This is a genomic window from Gilliamella sp. Nev6-6, assembly GCF_001690605.1.
GTDB lineage: Bacteria > Pseudomonadota > Gammaproteobacteria > Enterobacterales > Orbaceae > Gilliamella > Gilliamella apicola_C.
Window position 1 is genome coordinate 1 of record NZ_LZHP01000022.1, and the last position, 16506, is coordinate 16506.

At 33.6% G+C, this 16506-nt stretch carries 10 protein-coding genes and 1 pseudogene; 2 read left to right on the forward strand and 9 right to left on the reverse strand.

What is annotated here, in order from left to right; genetic code table 11:
* Window positions 1-11 precede the first annotated feature (11 nt).
* The gene (gene pykF, locus A9G42_RS04305) at window positions 12-1424 is read right to left on the reverse strand and encodes a pyruvate kinase PykF (RefSeq protein WP_065579392.1); all 1413 of its coding nucleotides are present in this window, start codon (window positions 1422-1424) and stop codon (window positions 12-14) included.
* 346 nt (window positions 1425-1770) lie between these two features.
* Window positions 1771-2187, reverse strand: coding sequence for an META domain-containing protein (locus tag A9G42_RS04310; RefSeq protein ID WP_065582667.1), 417 nt, complete (start codon window positions 2185-2187; stop codon window positions 1771-1773).
* A gap of 74 nt (window positions 2188-2261) precedes the next feature.
* Here A9G42_RS04310 and hrpA point away from each other — a divergent pair, with 74 nt between their 5' ends.
* The gene (gene hrpA, locus A9G42_RS04315) at window positions 2262-6137 is read left to right on the forward strand and encodes an ATP-dependent RNA helicase HrpA (RefSeq protein ID WP_065652740.1); all 3876 of its coding nucleotides are present in this window, start codon (window positions 2262-2264) and stop codon (window positions 6135-6137) included.
* A 74-nt stretch (window positions 6138-6211) separates the two neighbouring features.
* Here the strand turns inward: hrpA and A9G42_RS04320 are convergent, their stop codons facing one another.
* The 5 genes and pseudogenes from A9G42_RS04320 to trhP all read right to left on the reverse strand — a co-directional run bounded on the left by A9G42_RS04320 (window position 6212) and on the right by trhP (window position 13242).
* Complete coding sequence (locus A9G42_RS04320) at window positions 6212-7255, reverse strand: YdgH/BhsA/McbA-like domain containing protein (protein WP_065587812.1); 1044 nt, start codon at window positions 7253-7255, stop codon at window positions 6212-6214.
* A 50-nt stretch (window positions 7256-7305) separates the two neighbouring features.
* Window positions 7306-8019 carry a helix-turn-helix domain-containing protein gene (locus tag A9G42_RS04325; RefSeq protein WP_065652741.1) on the reverse strand — a complete coding sequence of 238 codons (714 nt, stop codon included), beginning with the start codon at window positions 8017-8019 and terminating at the stop codon, window positions 7306-7308.
* Between the two features lie 613 nt (window positions 8020-8632).
* Window positions 8633-10572 (reverse strand): annotated as a pseudogene (locus tag A9G42_RS04330) (peptidase U32 family protein).
* Window positions 10573-10705: 133 nt separating this feature from the next.
* Entirely contained in the window at window positions 10706-11575 is an 870-nt protein-coding gene (gene htpX, locus A9G42_RS04335; protein WP_065652742.1) for a protease HtpX, read from the reverse strand.
* Window positions 11576-11898: 323 nt separating this feature from the next.
* Window positions 11899-13242 (reverse strand): prephenate-dependent tRNA uridine(34) hydroxylase TrhP, encoded by a 1344-nt coding sequence (trhP, locus tag A9G42_RS04340; RefSeq protein WP_065652743.1) that lies wholly within the window; start codon window positions 13240-13242, stop codon window positions 11899-11901.
* Window positions 13243-13755: 513 nt separating this feature from the next.
* Between trhP and argE the strand changes: the two genes are divergently transcribed.
* On the forward strand, window positions 13756-14913 hold the full coding sequence (argE, locus tag A9G42_RS04345) for an acetylornithine deacetylase (protein WP_065652744.1): 1158 nt from the start codon (window positions 13756-13758) through the stop codon (window positions 14911-14913).
* A gap of 39 nt (window positions 14914-14952) precedes the next feature.
* Here the strand turns inward: argE and rnz are convergent, their stop codons facing one another.
* Both rnz and A9G42_RS04355 read right to left on the reverse strand, forming a co-directional pair.
* Entirely contained in the window at window positions 14953-15870 is a 918-nt protein-coding gene (rnz, locus tag A9G42_RS04350; RefSeq protein ID WP_065652745.1) for a ribonuclease Z, read from the reverse strand.
* A gap of 6 nt (window positions 15871-15876) precedes the next feature.
* Window positions 15877-16104 carry a YccJ family protein gene (locus A9G42_RS04355; protein WP_065652393.1) on the reverse strand — a complete coding sequence of 76 codons (228 nt, stop codon included), beginning with the start codon at window positions 16102-16104 and terminating at the stop codon, window positions 15877-15879.
* Between the last annotated feature and the right edge of the window lie 402 nt (window positions 16105-16506).

A 16506-nucleotide genomic window follows, 5' to 3' on the forward strand; every position in this document is an offset into this window, starting at 1 on the left:
AAATTTAATTTTTAAATACGATGAACAGAAGTTGTATTAGTGGTGCCGCTTGGAACTAAAGCGCCTGAAACCATAACGATAATATCACCTTGTTGTAAACCGCATACTTTTACTGCCATCTCTTTACCTAAGCGATAAAAATCATCAGTTGAGTTGATTGAATCAATTAAAATAGGCTCTACACCTTTGGTGACCGCTAACTGATTAACTGTTTTTTGGCTAGATGATAATGCTAAAATACGAGCTTTTGGGAAATAATGGCGAACTTCTCGAGCTGATTTACCACTACGGGTTGCAACAACAATAAGTGGGGCATTTAGACGCTCAGCGATTTCTACAGCACCACAGCAAACAGCTGCTGTTATACGTAATTTTTCTTCTTTTGATGTTAATTCTAATGACGCTGGAATTGTGCCATCAGTACGTTTACAGATAGTTGCCATGACATTGACTGTTTCTAAAGGGTATTTACCTTTAGCACTTTCACCAGAAAGCATAACAGCATCCGTACCATCAATAATTGCATTAGCCACATCGCCAGCTTCGGCACGAGTAGGGCGAGGGTTTTTAATCATTGAATCAAGCATTTGTGTTGCTGTAATAACAGGTTTAGATGCTTTATTACATTTTTTGATCATCATTTTTTGAGCAAAAATAACTTCTTCAACAGCAATTTCCACACCTAGATCGCCACGAGCCACCATAATACCATCGGAAGCTTCAAGAATCTCATCAAAATTATCTAAACCTTCTTGGTTTTCGATTTTTGAGATGATCTTAATATCCTCGCCACCATGGGCTTTTAAGTGTGCGCGAATATCTTCGACATCCGAACGCTTACGAATAAATGATGCAGCAATAAAGTCAACGCCTTGCTCGCAACCAAAAATCAGGTCGTTTTTATCCTTTTCTGCAAGGGCTGGTAACTTAATTGAGACGCCGGGTAAATTAATACCTTTATTTTCACCAAGATCACCATTGTTTAAAACCGTACAGATAACTTCATTACCTTTGATTTCTTTAACATCCATAGCAATCAAACCGTCATCAACAAGTACACGATTACCAGGCTTAAGATCATGCGCAAAGCCATCATAGGTCACTGCAACTCGTTCGGCATTTCCAATGACACTTTTATCGGTTGTAAAAGTGAAAGTTTGGCCTGCAACAAGTGATACATCATTACCGCCTTCTAATTTAATGGTGCGGATCTCAGGTCCTTTGGTATCTAACATAATTGCTGCTTTTAAACCAGTTTCCTGCATTACTTCTCGTAAGTTTTTAATACGGTTACCATGTTCCTCATAATCACCATGAGAAAAGTTTAAACGCATAACATTCATTCCTGCGTTTAATAGTTTTGCTAACATTTCTTTTGATTCAGATTTTGGTCCGATAGTACAAACAATTTTTGTCTTTTTCATAATAGTATCTACTTAGTAATTTATTTAATGTTAATGTTAATGTTTTAATTTAAAAATTCGATAAATCAACGTTATGCAAAAAAAAACCAATGACAAGGCATTGGTAAGATAGGCTAAAAGTACTTTTTGTAGCTTTAAACAGCTACAAAAGTCACCTAAAATATCTGAAGAGTATGATAATTTCATCAATAAGTTAAATCCTTTAAAAATTACCCTTATTATATTCTTAACAGTATTTTAAATAAAGTTTTTTATATCATACATATTTTTGCTTATAAAATAAACTAATTATAGCCACTAGATAGATGCATTTCAGCCACAGTATCAAGCCAATAAAATGTTTGAATTACATTAAATCTTTAAGTTGGTAAATCAGCTCATTTTTTTCATTTTTTAAGATTAATTGATTATTGGTTAAATCGATCTTTGCGCCATTAACTATTAACTGTTCAATGATATAGTCTAATTGGTTTAATTGTTCATCATTACAAAGTATTTTAGTCATTATAACACCTGAACCTTTAATGTTATCGCTATCCAAAGTAACCTGGCTAGAAAACTGATTACACATTTTGCCTGTTATAGTCATCTTTTCACCAAATATAATGTCAGCTTGATCATCTAAAGAGATATCTTGGCCATTTGCTTTAGTGAGCACAAAACGGTGATGCATAAGATCGGTATCTTGTATTTTCTTTGATTCATTACAACCATACATAAGCAAAGAAGAAAATAGTGAAATTAGCAATAACGTTTTTTTCATTTGAACTCCTACTAATAGGTTAAATTTGCTATAATTGAAGTTAAGTTTTACTTTAAATAAAATATTTGGTCTCTATGTTAACGCAAAAACAACTAAAAGATCTTGATACAATGACTTTTTTAGATAAGCATAAAATTATTAAACTAGCCCAAAAAAGTCAAACTATAGCTGATATAGATGCCAATATACAAAGTGCTATTTTACATTACCAAGCTAGAGTAGCGTTGTTACCCCAAAAAATTAATTTTCCAGCTAATTTACCTGTTGTTGAAAAAAAACAAGCAATTTATGATGCAATTAAGCATCATCAAGTCGTTATTATTGCTGGCGAAACAGGCTCGGGAAAAACCACCCAGATACCTAAGATCTGCTTAGAATTGGGGTTAGGGGTCAAAGGATTTATAGGCCATACTCAACCACGGCGTTTAGCTGCACGTTCTGTGGCTAATCGTATAGCCGAAGAGTTGAAGACAGAAATCGGACAATTAGTTGGCTTCAAAGTGAGATTTTCTGATCACGTTAGTGAAACGACTCTGATTAAATTAATGACTGATGGTATATTACTTGCAGAAATTCAAAAAGATAGACTTTTATTGCAATATGATACTATTATTATTGATGAAGCGCACGAACGCAGCTTAAACATTGATTTTATTTTAGGATATTTAAAACAGCTATTACCTAAACGTCCCGATTTGAAAGTCATAATAACATCAGCAACTATTGATGTAGAACGTTTTTCTAAACATTTTAATCAAGCGCCGATTATTGAAGTATCGGGCCGTACTTTTCCTGTTGAAGTAAGATATCGTCCTCTAGCATTAAATGAAAATGAAAGCTATAGCGATAAAAATAATGATTTTCAACCCATTATTGATGCAATTGATGAGCTATCAACCGAAAGCGCAGGTGATATATTAGTTTTTTTAACAGGTGAAAGAGAAATACGAGATCTTGCTGATACGCTTAATAAATTAGATCTTCGCCATACTGATATTTTACCATTATATGCAAGACTATCTACAGCAGAACAAAATCGTATTTTTCAGCCCCACACAAAAAGGAGAATCGTTCTTGCTACCAATGTGGCGGAAACATCGTTAACAGTACCAGGAATAAAATATGTTATCGATCCTGGTTTAGCTAGAATTAGTCGTTATAGCTATCGTACTAAAGTTCAGCGATTGCCAATTGAGCCAATATCTCAAGCATCAGCTAACCAACGAAAAGGCCGATGTGGGCGAACTTCAGATGGTATCTGTATTCGTTTATATGATGAGCACGATTTCTTATCTCGCCCCGAATTTACCGATCCTGAAATTTTACGCACCAATTTAGCTTCAGTTATATTGCAAATGACTTCACTCGGTTTAGGCGATATTGCAGCGTTTCCTTTTGTTGAAGCACCCGATTCAAAATATATTCGTGATGGCATTCGTTTATTAGAAGAGCTTGGTGCAATTCATACCAAACATAATCGATATCATTTAACCGAAATAGGGAAAACTTTAGCTCAGCTTCCTATCGATCCAAGGTTGGCCAGAATGTTGTTTGAAGCAAAGCGATTAGGCTGTACTAAAGAAATAATGATAATTACTGCGGCTTTGTCAATTCAAGATCCAAGAGAAAGACCTTTTGATAAGCAACAAGCCTCAGATGAAAAACATCGTCGTTTTGTTGACAAGGATTCTGATTTTATTTCTTTGATTAATTTATGGAATTATATTAAAGAGCAACAAAATATATTATCTGGTAACCAATTTAGGCGATTATGTCAAAAAGAGTTTTTAAATTATCTCCGTATTCGAGAGTGGCAAGATGTCTATACACAAATTAGGCAAACGATAAAACAATTAGCGTTTCCAATTAATAGCAATACAGCAGATTATCGTTCATTACATATATCGTTACTAAGTGGTTTACTATCTCATGTTGGAATGAAAGAACTTGAAAAGCATGAGTATATTGGGGCGCGTAATATTAAATTTGCCATTTTTCCTAATTCGGCTCTTTTCAAAAATCAGCCAAAATGGTGTATTGCTAGTGAACTGGTAGAAACCAGCCGACTATGGGGAAGGGTCGTAGCAAAAATTGAAGCAGAATGGATTGAGCCTATAGCTAAACATTTGGTGAAATACAGTTATAACGAGCCGAGATGGTCAAAAAAGCAGGGAACGACTATAGCAAATGAAAAAGTGACTTTGTTTGGCTTGCCTATTGTTGCTAGCCGAATAGTAAATTATAGTAAAATTGATCCTGTGTTAAGTCGCTCTTTATTTATTCGTCATGCTTTAGTTGAGGGAGACTGGTTTACTCGTCATCAGTTTTATAAAAAGAACCAAAAATTAATCAGCGAAGTTGAAGATCTTGAACATAAGTCTCGCCGACAAAATATTTTAATCGATGATGATGAACTTTTTGATTTTTATGATAAACGAATTGATAAATCCGTTATTTCATCTAAACACTTTGATACTTGGTGGAAACAAAAACAAAAATCTGATCCTGATTTTCTTAGTGTTGAGAAAAAGATGTTGATCAAACAGTCGGCAGAATTAGTTAATTTAAATGATTTTCCTGATTTTTGGCACCAAGGCAATCTAAAATTAGCACTCAGTTACCAATTCGATATAGGGCATAATCGTGACGGTGTCACAATTAAGATACCTCTTAATTTATTAAATCAGATCAAAAATAGAGGGTTTGATTGGCAAGTACCTGGTTTCCGAAAAGATTTAATCATTGCATTAATTAAATCATTACCGAAATCATTGCGTCGAAATCTTGTCCCTGCGCCGAACTATGCTGATGCGTTTTTACGTAGAGCTATTTCGACAGGCCAATCTTTGTTAGAAAGTTTAGAAACTGAATTTCACAAAATGACAGGAGTAAAAATTACCACTGAAGATTGGCAACTAGATCAAATCCCCGACTATTTGAAAATAACTTTTAGCATTGTTGATAATAACAACAAAGAAATTGCTTCAAGTAAAGATCTAATTTTGCTAAAAGAACAGCTTAAAAACGAAATTCAACAGGCATTATCGTCGTTAACAACCCAAAAGACAGTTCAAATTGAACAGAATGATTTAACTGATTGGACTTTTGATTTGTTACCAAGTGTGTATGAAGAAACTCATAAAAATTACACTATTAAAGCTTACCCTGCAATCATTGATAACCAAAATTCAGTAAGCATTAAATTAATCGATAATCAATATGAGCAACAAAGACTAACTAAACTAGGATTAAGACGTCTACTTATACTTAACATACCATCACCAATTAAATATTTACATGAAAAATTGCCGAATAAATCTAAATTAAGCTTGTATTTTAATGCTTTTGGCACGGTGCTTAGTTTAATTGACGATTGCATTGCTTGTGCTGTTGACTATTTGATTGAAAAAAATAATCAGATCATTCAAAATCGAGATAATTATCAGTCATTGTTAAATTATACCAAAGGCAATATTAATGAAACTGTGGTTGATATTGCAAAACAGGTTGAGTCCATTTTGGTTTTATATAATAACATCAATAAAAAACTAAAAGGTCGCATTGATTTATCATTAGCCTTTTCTTTATCTGATATCAAAAAACAACTTGATCACCTTGTTTATAAAGGGTTTGTTGCAAAATCAGGTTATAAACGGCTACCAGATATTAATCGTTATTTATCCGCAATTGAAAAAAGAATTGAAAAACTAATGGTAAATTTTACCAAAGATAAGCAATCGCTGAACATCATAGAAACGGTTGAAAAGCAATATGTAACGTGGGTGAATAGTTTGCCAGAAAATTCAAAATCGCAAGAAGAAGTAATAAAAATCCGTTGGATGATTGAAGAGCTAAGAGTGAATCTATTTGCTCAGCAACTTGGTACTCCGTATCCAATCTCCGCAAAACGCATTGAACAACAAATCGACAAAGCCAAATCTGAATTATAGCGGTTAGTTAGCTAAGTAATGTTGTTTGATAGAAAAGTAGGGCGCAATGAAATGCGCCCATTTATTGATATAAGCTATCGATAAAGATCAACGAAAACAGTGATGTTCGGCCCATTAGAGTCATGGGCTACTCGAGAGATATGATAATATTTAGCACCAGCATCAATAGCGCGTTTACCTGCTTGATAAGAAATTTCCTGATCAGTCACATAGTAGCCTCTAAATTTGATTGTATCAAAGGCAACCATTTTAGCCGCAGTTGCATCATTTAATTCTTGAATTTTACGCCCATCTGATAACGTTACAGTGTAACGATTTATGCGTTGAGGTTCTGTCGTCACTGCTGTAACTTCAGATGTAGATGTGCTGTTTACTGTAGATGTTTTTGTATTATTTACTGGTTCACTAATAACTTTTACTTTATTATTAAATTTATCGGCATAAAATTTTTCATTAAAAGCTGAAGGAGAATAATATCCCGGTTTTTCCACTTGCATAGCCGCATCTCCGCCTTGTGCAAGAGCGAGTTGGCCAGCCTCAGAATCATATGGAATTGCGTCTTCAGGTTGAAGTTTACGTTCTGGTGCATCTTTCTTAAACAAATAAGCAGCAATTTGTAGATTGCTACCAAGCTCGCTACGTGAGTCGATATAATAGGCATAAGCACCTTTTGCTGAGGCTTCTTTGGCAATTGCTTGGTTTATATCATATTCACTAGGAAAATATCCACGAATTCGTACAATATTGAAAGGCTCTAAACGGATTGCTTTAGATTTTGGATATTCATATACTCCTTCGAATTTACGTAAATTTTCGGCTTTTTCTTCAGCTTTAGCTGCATCTGCTTTATATAGCTTAGCGTAAACAATACGTAAAGTATCATTAGACGGGCTGATATTGGTTGTTGTTATAAAGAAAGAAGCGGCACCTTCTTTATCTGCCGCTTTTGACATAGCTAAAACATAATCATTATCAGTATAAAATGCCCCTCGGATAGTTATGCTTTTAAACGACTGCAGATCTTTAGCCTGCTGTTCAGTTAACTGTTGGGCAGCAAATGAAGAAATAGGGGTGAGAGCCAAAGTTACTGCAATAAATGTTTTCTTTAAACTTGTCATATATTAAGACCTTACAATAAATTATTGTGATTATTTTAACATAAATAAATTTATTTGCCTAAATCCATCAAAGCATTTAAATCTTTAATAAATATATGTTTTCCTTTAACTGATAAAATATTTTGTTCTTGAAGCTTTGATAAATTTCTACTAACGGTTTCAACTGTTAAGCCCAAATAATTAGAAATATCGGCTCGGCTCATCATAAGTTTAATATTTAATGAAGAATGACCTCTTTGTTTGTAACGTTGATAAAGTGAATATATAAAGGTTGCTAATCGCTCATCGGCTTTTTTCTGAGAATAACAAAGTACTAATTTTTGATAATTATAAATATCAGAACTTAGTAAATTAAGTACCATTTCTCTAATATCTTTTTGGTGATCAACCAGCGACATCAATTCATCATAATTAAGCTGGCAAACAAGTGTATTGCAAAGCGCTTGGATATTGTTGTTATATAATTTTGTTGAAATTGAATCTAAACCAACAATGTCGCCAGGTAAATAAAATCCATTAATTTGCTGATGATTATCAGGCGTTGTAACAAAAGTCTTTAATGCACCAGAATGAATAATATAAAATTTAGTAAATGGTGTGTTTGCTTTAACCATAATTTCATCTTTGGCATAAGACATTTTACGCTCTAATACATTATCTAAATTATTGTTAAGTAACGCGGGAAGACAAAGAGAGCTTATACTACATAATTCACATTGAACAGAATAACTGTTTGAACGTAATGCCTTAAAAATATTTTGCATATTGACTAAATAGAATAATTATAGTTTATCAAACGAGCAGGTTATCATATTTTATAATAAAATAACAATTGTTCATTAATTATATTTAAAAAATATCTAATAATAGGTGATAATTACGATTAACTTTATCTTTCAATTCACAATAACACTATTTAACATAATATACATTATTGTAACGTATTGATTTTAATGATTATTTATTTTTGTTAATTTGTTAGTAGATTGATTAATTTAACATTTTACTGGTAAATCGTGTTTTTTTAAATTGAGGTCATGATTATACAGGTTTCATCGTCTAGTTTTACGTACGTTTATCGTGGTACGCATAATGTATATTATGTTAAATAGTGTTATTGTGAATTGAAAGATAAAGTTAAACGGTACTTTCTGCCACCTCATCGCCTTTGTATCTGGCTTGGTGCCACTTAAACAGGTTTTATGTTGCTAAGTTGCTAATAAAGTGTGTTGATAGGTAAATGGCCTATTTGATTTTGGTTCACGTTTTCACTAATCATATTAACTAATTCTATTTTTCCCTTACATGCGTACAGGCGATCAATTAATTTATCGGTTGTGGCTATTTGGTAATCCATAAATAATATATAGCAGTAATTTAATTCTTTGTCATAAAAATAACATCACTACCAGGTAACGGTTTTTTAAGATGTGGCTTTTGATTTTTCCCCAAACTTGCATTTCACAAGCTTTACAATTGAACTTTAATAATAATTCTTCATTGTTTTGAATCAATTTCATTGGCGTTACTTTGGTTTTTACTCCTTGGATTCCTTTTGCTTGTTTTGGACATAAATTAAACGCAAATCGTAAACAATGTTTCGTTATCATTAGTGGGACATCATCTTTTATTTCGTGTGCTTCATACGCACTTTCAATTAATTTTACGCCATGTTGTGCATAAAATTCCTTAGCTTTATGGTTATATACATTGGCTAAGTAACTTAAGTGTGTCTCTGGGTAAATTGGTGTTGGTTTTAATTCTGGCTTACGTGTCTTACAATGATAATTGGCTAATCTAGCTGTGGTTAAATTATCGATAATTTCTCTTCTAAATTGATTTAGTCGGCTACTTGGAATAAAATAAATTTTTGACAAATTCATTTTAAATTCAATTAAGCGATATATTGTTTGCCCTATTTTAGATAAGTTATCTCTAATATTTTTCACAAATTTATCTGGTTGTTCTGCAAGATCAAATTCATCCTTTAATGCTAATTCAACAAAAATACCCTCTTCACTTTTTGCTATTAATTCAATACCTCCTTCAATATTATGTAATTCAAATGATACACCTATGCGACGATTACTTGTTTCTTTCAATAAATTTTGCTGCCACATATGATCGAGATTCCGATTGACCATATAAGGTAGTTTAACGGAAAAAAGTGGTTTGGGAATTTCATTTGGGTAAATGCGGTATTGATTAGCCGAAAGTTTCTCTACTTTGTCAGCTCTAAATCCAAAAATTTCTCTTTTTATCAGTACATTTAAACCATCACCATTAGTTAATATTTTCTCGGATCTGATATCGATAGTTTTAGATGTAACTTTAGTTATCTCACCAACCTGCAAGCCAATAAATTTAGGTGAATTGAAGGCGCCTATATCAGGCTTTCTACCGTTTATAAAATAATCAGTGCTTCCTCGATGAAATGTTCGGTTGGGATCTGGTGTAAAAAAGTGCTCTGTACGACCACTTGATGCAGGTAAGAAATTTGATGATTTAGCTAAAATATTATCTAATTTTTGGCGATAAAATGCTGTAATATTTTTTACATAACTTAAGTCTTTATAGCGCCCTTCTATTTTGAATGATCTAACACCAGCTTGAATTAATTCCATTAGATTATCCGATTGATTATTATCTTTCATTGATAATAAATGTTTTTCGTAAGCAACAATACGACCTTGGTCATCTTTTAAAGTAAAAGGTAAGCGACAAGCTTGAGAGCAATCTCCTCGATTAGCACTGCGCCCTGTTTGTGCATGAGAAATATAACATTGACCTGAAAAAGCCACACAAAGTGCTCCATGAATAAAAAATTCTATTTTCGAATCAATTTTTTTATTAATTTCAGATATTTGAGTTAAATTAAGTTCTCGTGCTAAAACTATTTGTGAAAATCCAACATCAGATAAAAATTTTGCTTTTTCTGGTGTTCTAATATCCATTTGAGTACTAGCATGTAAATCAATGGGAGGTATATCCATATTCAAAATTCCCATATCTTGTACAATTAATGCATCAACCCCCGCATCATAAAATTGCCGTATGAGTTGTCTTGCTGGTTCAAGCTCATTATCGTGAAGAATGGTGTTTAAGGTTACAAACACTTTTGCATAATAACGATGAGCAAATTCAACTAACTGGGCAATATCGCTAACAGAATTCCCTGCATTATGCCTAGCACCAAAGCTTGGTCCACCGATATATACTGCATCTGCGCCGTGTAAAATAGCCTGCTGTGCAATTTCAATATTTTTGGCAGGACTAAGTAATTCTAATTCATTTTTAGCATTATGATAGGATGGCATTCTAAACTCTTTTGACAATGGGATTAATAGGCGCTCTGTTCTTTATTTGACAAGCATTATTGTTAATTTAATAATGCTTGTCAAAAGCTTTCAGATAATTGTACGTTTGTATATAATTTTTGTTATAGAATGATTAGTTTTGGTAAGTCCTATTCTGTAAAGCCTTGATTCGTTTTTCTAATGGTGGATGAGACATAAACAATTCAGAAAATTTCGCTTTTTTTGCACCATTAATACAAAATGCCAGAATTGAAGTATCTTCACTTGGTTCATGGCTGGTTTTTAGTTTTTCTAACGCAGCAATCATTTTTGTACTGCCTACTAATTTAGCCGAACCAGCATCAGCATGAAATTCTCGATAACGAGAAAACCACATTGCGATAAGGCTTGCTAAAATACCAAATACAGTTTCAAAAACCATAACTATCAAGAAATAGGTTAACTGTGATAAACCACGATTACGATCATCCAATGCTTGAGCTACAACAGATGCTAACATTCTTGAAATAAAAATAACAAAAGTATTAAGTACACCTTGTAATAAAGTCATTGTAACCATGTCGCCATTAGCAACATGACTCATTTCATGACCAATGACCGCTTCTGCCTCATCTTGAGTCATTGTGTTTAATAAACCAGAACTTACTGCAACAAGAGAACTATTTTTGGTGGCACCAGTTGCAAAAGCATTAACATCTTGAGCATGATAGATAGCAACATCTGGCATTTTTATATTAAGCTCGGTTGATAAACGGCGAACAACATCAAGTAACCACTGTTCTTGATTATTACTAGGTTGAGTAATAATTTTCCCTCCTACTGACCGTAAAGCCATCCGTTTAGATAAAAGAAGAGATATAAAAGATCCACCAAAACCAAATAGTGCTGCAAAAATAAGTAAACCTAGCGTACTATGTGAATCAACACCTAAGATACTTAGAACAATGCCAAATACAAACATAACGGCTAAGTTAGTTAGAATAAATAATCCAACTCGCATCATAATGAAAATTTTCCTTTTTTGTGATTTTTATTAATAAAATAACCTTTAAACATAATTGTTGTATTACATATAGTAAAAATATAACTCTACTTTTCTTTGGAGCTTTTATTATTTTACTATATTTTATAGGAGTATGACATAATCCACTCACTAAACATAAACTAGCGATGTCGTCTTCTACAGTCGTTTTCTACAACCATTTTTTACATAGCTAACTCAGTGGCCAGCTCTCTTAAATGTTTTCATCCATTTTCATATCCTCTTAATACATAAAAACAAAAGCGCAATAGCTATACTGCGCTTTGGTATTAAGTTAAATTTAACTAATCAAAATTACGCATTAATAATGCATAATTCAGATCAATATCTTCGGGAATGGGAATATAAACAATATGACCATCGCCAAGTCCTGCTGGCACTGGTTGCCCTTTTCTATTTTCCATACGTTCAATAATAAAAGTGGTATTGCCCTTTGGGGTCATCATTTCAACACTATCGCCGACAGAAAATTTATTTTTTACAATAATTTCAGCGAGACCATTTAATCTCTCACCACTAAATTCACCCACAAATTGTTGTCTATCAGATACTGAATGACTATGTTCATAGTTTTGCATTTCTTCATGCTTATGGCGACGTAAAAAACCCTCGGTATAACCGCGATGAGCAAGTGCATTGAGTTCTTGTAACAAATGAGGATCAAAAGGTTTACCCTCACTCGCGGCATCAATCGCTTGGCGATACACTTGTGCTGTTCTTGCACAATAATAAAAAGATTTTGTTCGGCCTTCAATTTTGAGTGAATGTACACCAATTTTAGTCAGGTCGCCTACTAACTCAACCGCTCTTAAATCCTTTGAGTTCATAATATAAGTGCCATGCTCATCTTCAAAAGCTTGCATATATTCGCCTGGGCGCCCAGACTCTTCAAGCATGAATACTTTATTTGTGGTCTGCCCAATACCTAATGTTGGCTCTACTTGTTGCACTGGGATGGGCTCACATTTATGTACAATTTGACCAACTTCGTCTTCTTTGCCTTCAGCAACCTTATATTCCCAACGACATGCATTAGTGCACGTACCTTGATTGGAATCACGTTTGTTAATATAACCAGAAAGTAAACATCGACCAGAGTATGCCATACATAGCGCTCCATGAATAAATACTTCTAATTCCATTTCGGGCACTTTTTCACGAATTTCAGCAATTTCATCAAGTGATAATTCTCGGGATAATACAACTCGGGTTAAGCCCATCTGGTGCCAAAATTTTACTGTAGCCCAGTTAACTGCATTAGATTGCACCGATAAATGGATTTCCATTTCAGGGAAATGTTCACGAACTAACATAATTAACCCAGGATCAGACATAATAAAAGCATCGGGTTTCATGTTTACAATAGGCTCTAAATCACGAATAAAGGTTTTTAATTTAGAGTTATGTGGGGCAATATTAACTACCACATAAAACTTTTTGCCTTGGGCATGGGCTTTGTTGATGCCAATTGCCAAATTTTCATGATTAAATTCGTTATTGCGAACACGTAGGCTGTAGCGAGGTTGACCAGCATAAACGGCATCTGCGCCATAAGCAAAAGCGTAACGCATATTTTTAAGGGAACCAGCTGGCGAAAGTAGCTCTGGTTTTGCATATAAAGTTGTCATTAAAAAATGCCTCTGATTTCAAGTCAGTATTACTTATTCGTAATAGGTTAAGCAAAATAGGATGGGCATTTTACGCTTTAGCTTATCTGTTGGCAAATTTATTAGTTACCTTCGATAAACACTTCTTTATTTTAAAGCGTATTTCTAGCTATTTAGGTTGGTAGTTGACAAGCTAAATAACCTATTTTATTAGCAATTAAAATGACATTATCTGGGGATTTTTTGATATTTTCTTGTTTCCTGAGCATATGATCAATATGTTTATTTAGCAATAATAAGCTATCTTATTAAAAGTTTAGCAGTAGCTTTTTCATCATTATGTGTGTTTTATTTATTAACACATATTACTTTATTTGGAATAACTTTACTGATAATTAATGATCCTATATATAAAATACCGATTGAAAAGAATGGTAATTTATAGGCAAATGATAATGTAAATGTTATGCTTACAGCATGTAAAAATATATGTTTTCAAGCTATTATTTAAAGGTAATATTTAAAGGTAATTTTATGGCTATCCCTTCTTTTTTAACACTGTATAACGAACTTGTCTCTACCCCGACAATTAGTAATGTCACTAACGAAAAATTGGATTATTCTAACCAACCACTTATCGAGAAGTTAGCTACTTGGTTTGAAGATTTAGGTTTTACTATTGATATTCAGCCTGTCCCCAATACTCGACACAAATTCAACATGCTAGCAACTTATTCAAACAGCGACAATAAAACGCAAGGCGGTTTATTACTAAGTGGGCACAGTGATACGGTTCCTTTTGATGAAGGACAATGGACAAAAGATCCTTTTAAGCTAACTGAAGAAGATAATAAGCTATATGGACTAGGCACTGCCGATATGAAAGGCTTTTTTGCTTTTATTTTAGAAGCGTTACGTGATATTGATCTCAAAAAGTTAAACAAGCCAATTTACGTTTTAGCTACCGCTGATGAAGAAACCTCCATGGCTGGCGCATCATTTTTTGCTAAAAACACCAATCTTCAACCTGACTGTACCATTATTGGCGAGCCAACATCTTTAATACCCATCCGTGCTCATAAAGGGTTTATCTCTAATTCTATAAAAGTAATTGGTAAATCAGGGCATTCTAGTGATCCAGACAAAGGTATTAACGCTATCAAAGTGATGCATTTAGTCATTGAACGCTTATTAATCCTGAAACAGCAATTTAAACAGCAGTACCACAATGAGGGGTTTAGTGTTCCCTATCCTACATTAAATTTAGGTGTTATTCATGGAGGCGATGCAGCAAACCGTATTTGTGGTTGTTGTGAACTGGTCATTGATATTCGGGTATTGCCTAATAATGATATCGATTCGCTTTATAATGCCCTTTGTGACGTACTTCAACCTGTCATAGATAGATATCCAAATCGAATTGAAATACAATACGAAGTTACACCTATTCCAGGTTATGAATGCAAAAAAGATCATCCGGCATTACAGCATATTGAAAAGTTAGTTGGCCATAGTGCCGAAACAGTGAATTATAGTACCGAAGCACCATACTTAAATCAAATCTCACCAACTATTGTGTTAGGTCCGGGATCAATTGAACAAGCACATCAACCCGATGAATTTATTTCATTAGATTTTTTAAAGCCAACTAAAGCAACAATAGAACAATTAATTAAAGATTTTTGTATTTAGAACAGCAGCTTATTCGCCGAGCATTTCGGCGAAATTTGTTTAAATTTCAAACGTGGAAAAATCGGTGGCTATTTCGGTACTAGGAAATATATTTTTAGCTTCGCTAACCAATTTATCATTATCATGTAAACTATATCTAGGGCTAATATGCGTCATAATTAACTTTTTAGCATTAGCTTGCTTGGCTATTGTTGCGGCATGTGTTGTTGTCGAGTGGCCGCGCGCAATGGCTTTATCCGCTAAAGCATGTTCTTGTGTTGCTTCATGCACAAGAACATCAACATCTTTAGCAAGTTCAATCGATGCTTCACAAGGTATTGTGTCACCTAAAATCGCTAATTTCCGACCTTTTTTAATTTGACCTAAATAGTCTAACCCATTAATTAGTCGCCCATCATCAAGTATGATTGTTTTACCTTTTTTAAGATCACTATATAAAGAACCTATCTCAATATTATCTTGCTTTAATTTATCAATATTTAAAGTTGCTGGCAGATCTTTTTCAATAATACGATAACCAAAACAAGGCACGCGGTGTTGTAATAATTTTGCTTCAACTCGAAACAGGTTATCTTCAAAAACGGTACAATCTTTTTCAAGCTCAATAATATTAAGCGGGTAAGTTAACCAAGAATCACTAATTTCAATGACCGTTTCGATAAATTGTTTAATACCTTTTGGACCAACCAAAATTAACGATGATTGATTTTGCATTAAAGAGCGAGATGTTAAAACACCGGGTAGCCCAAACAGGTGATCACCGTGTAAATGTGTTAAAAAGAGGATCTCAAGTTTAGAAAGGCTAAATTTGGCTTTTTGCATTTGCATCTGAGTTGTCTCACCGCAATCAAAAAGCCATAAGCGCCCTCTTTCTTGCCTAACATCTAGCACAATACTACTCACGTTACGTTGTGCGGTAGGAGAGCCTGCGCTTGTTCCTAAAAAAGTTAACTTCATAAAAATCTAAATATTTTTGCGTTCAATGGTTTGCTCACCCCAGAACAGCCTATCAGCTTTAGTTTTAGCAAAAGCGAGCTTTAAAACTTCATCACTCCCTTCTGACCAAATCTGCTCAGCTAAAGTTTCGTCATTATTGGCTAATTCAAAAATAGCTTCGGCAATTTCAATAGATGTTTCACGAATAGTAGCCCAAGCTTTGATATCGTGCATTTCTTGTTTATCTACGTTCATTTTTGCTACTCCTTTGGGTTGAATTAGATGTAAAATAGCCCGATTTATTGCAAAATACAATAGGCAAAATACGTTATGATAACAATTATTTCACCAGCAAAAACCTTAGATTATCAATCACCATTATTAACCCAAAATTATACGCTTTCTCAATTTATTAACTCAACTAAAATCCCCCTATAAAAAATTCAAAAATAGCGCCGACAATTTCAAAAAATATTTCACGAATAGTAGGCCAAGCTTTGATATCGTGCATTTCTTGTTTATCTACGTTCATTTTGCTACTCCTTTGGGTTGAATTAGATGTAAAATAGCCCGATTTATTGCAAAATACAATAGGCAAAATACGTTATGATAACAATTATTTCACCAGCAAAAACCTTAGATTATCAATCACCATTA

Coding starts and splice junctions, on each gene's coding strand:
- pykF (WP_065579392.1), bottom strand. CDS start 1,424: ATGAAAAAGACAAAAATTGTTTGTACTATCGGACCAAAATCTGAATCA.
- A9G42_RS04310 (WP_065582667.1), bottom strand. CDS start 2,187: ATGAAAAAAACGTTATTGCTAATTTCACTATTTTCTTCTTTGCTTATG.
- hrpA (WP_065652740.1), top strand. CDS start 2,262: ATGTTAACGCAAAAACAACTAAAAGATCTTGATACAATGACTTTTTTA.
- A9G42_RS04320 (WP_065587812.1), bottom strand. CDS start 7,255: ATGACAAGTTTAAAGAAAACATTTATTGCAGTAACTTTGGCTCTCACC.
- A9G42_RS04325 (WP_065652741.1), bottom strand. CDS start 8,019: ATGCAAAATATTTTTAAGGCATTACGTTCAAACAGTTATTCTGTTCAA.
- htpX (WP_065652742.1), bottom strand. CDS start 11,575: ATGATGCGAGTTGGATTATTTATTCTAACTAACTTAGCCGTTATGTTT.
- trhP (WP_065652743.1), bottom strand. CDS start 13,242: ATGACAACTTTATATGCAAAACCAGAGCTACTTTCGCCAGCTGGTTCC.
- argE (WP_065652744.1), top strand. CDS start 13,756: ATGGCTATCCCTTCTTTTTTAACACTGTATAACGAACTTGTCTCTACC.
- rnz (WP_065652745.1), bottom strand. CDS start 15,870: ATGAAGTTAACTTTTTTAGGAACAAGCGCAGGCTCTCCTACCGCACAA.
- A9G42_RS04355 (WP_065652393.1), bottom strand. CDS start 16,104: ATGAACGTAGATAAACAAGAAATGCACGATATCAAAGCTTGGGCTACT.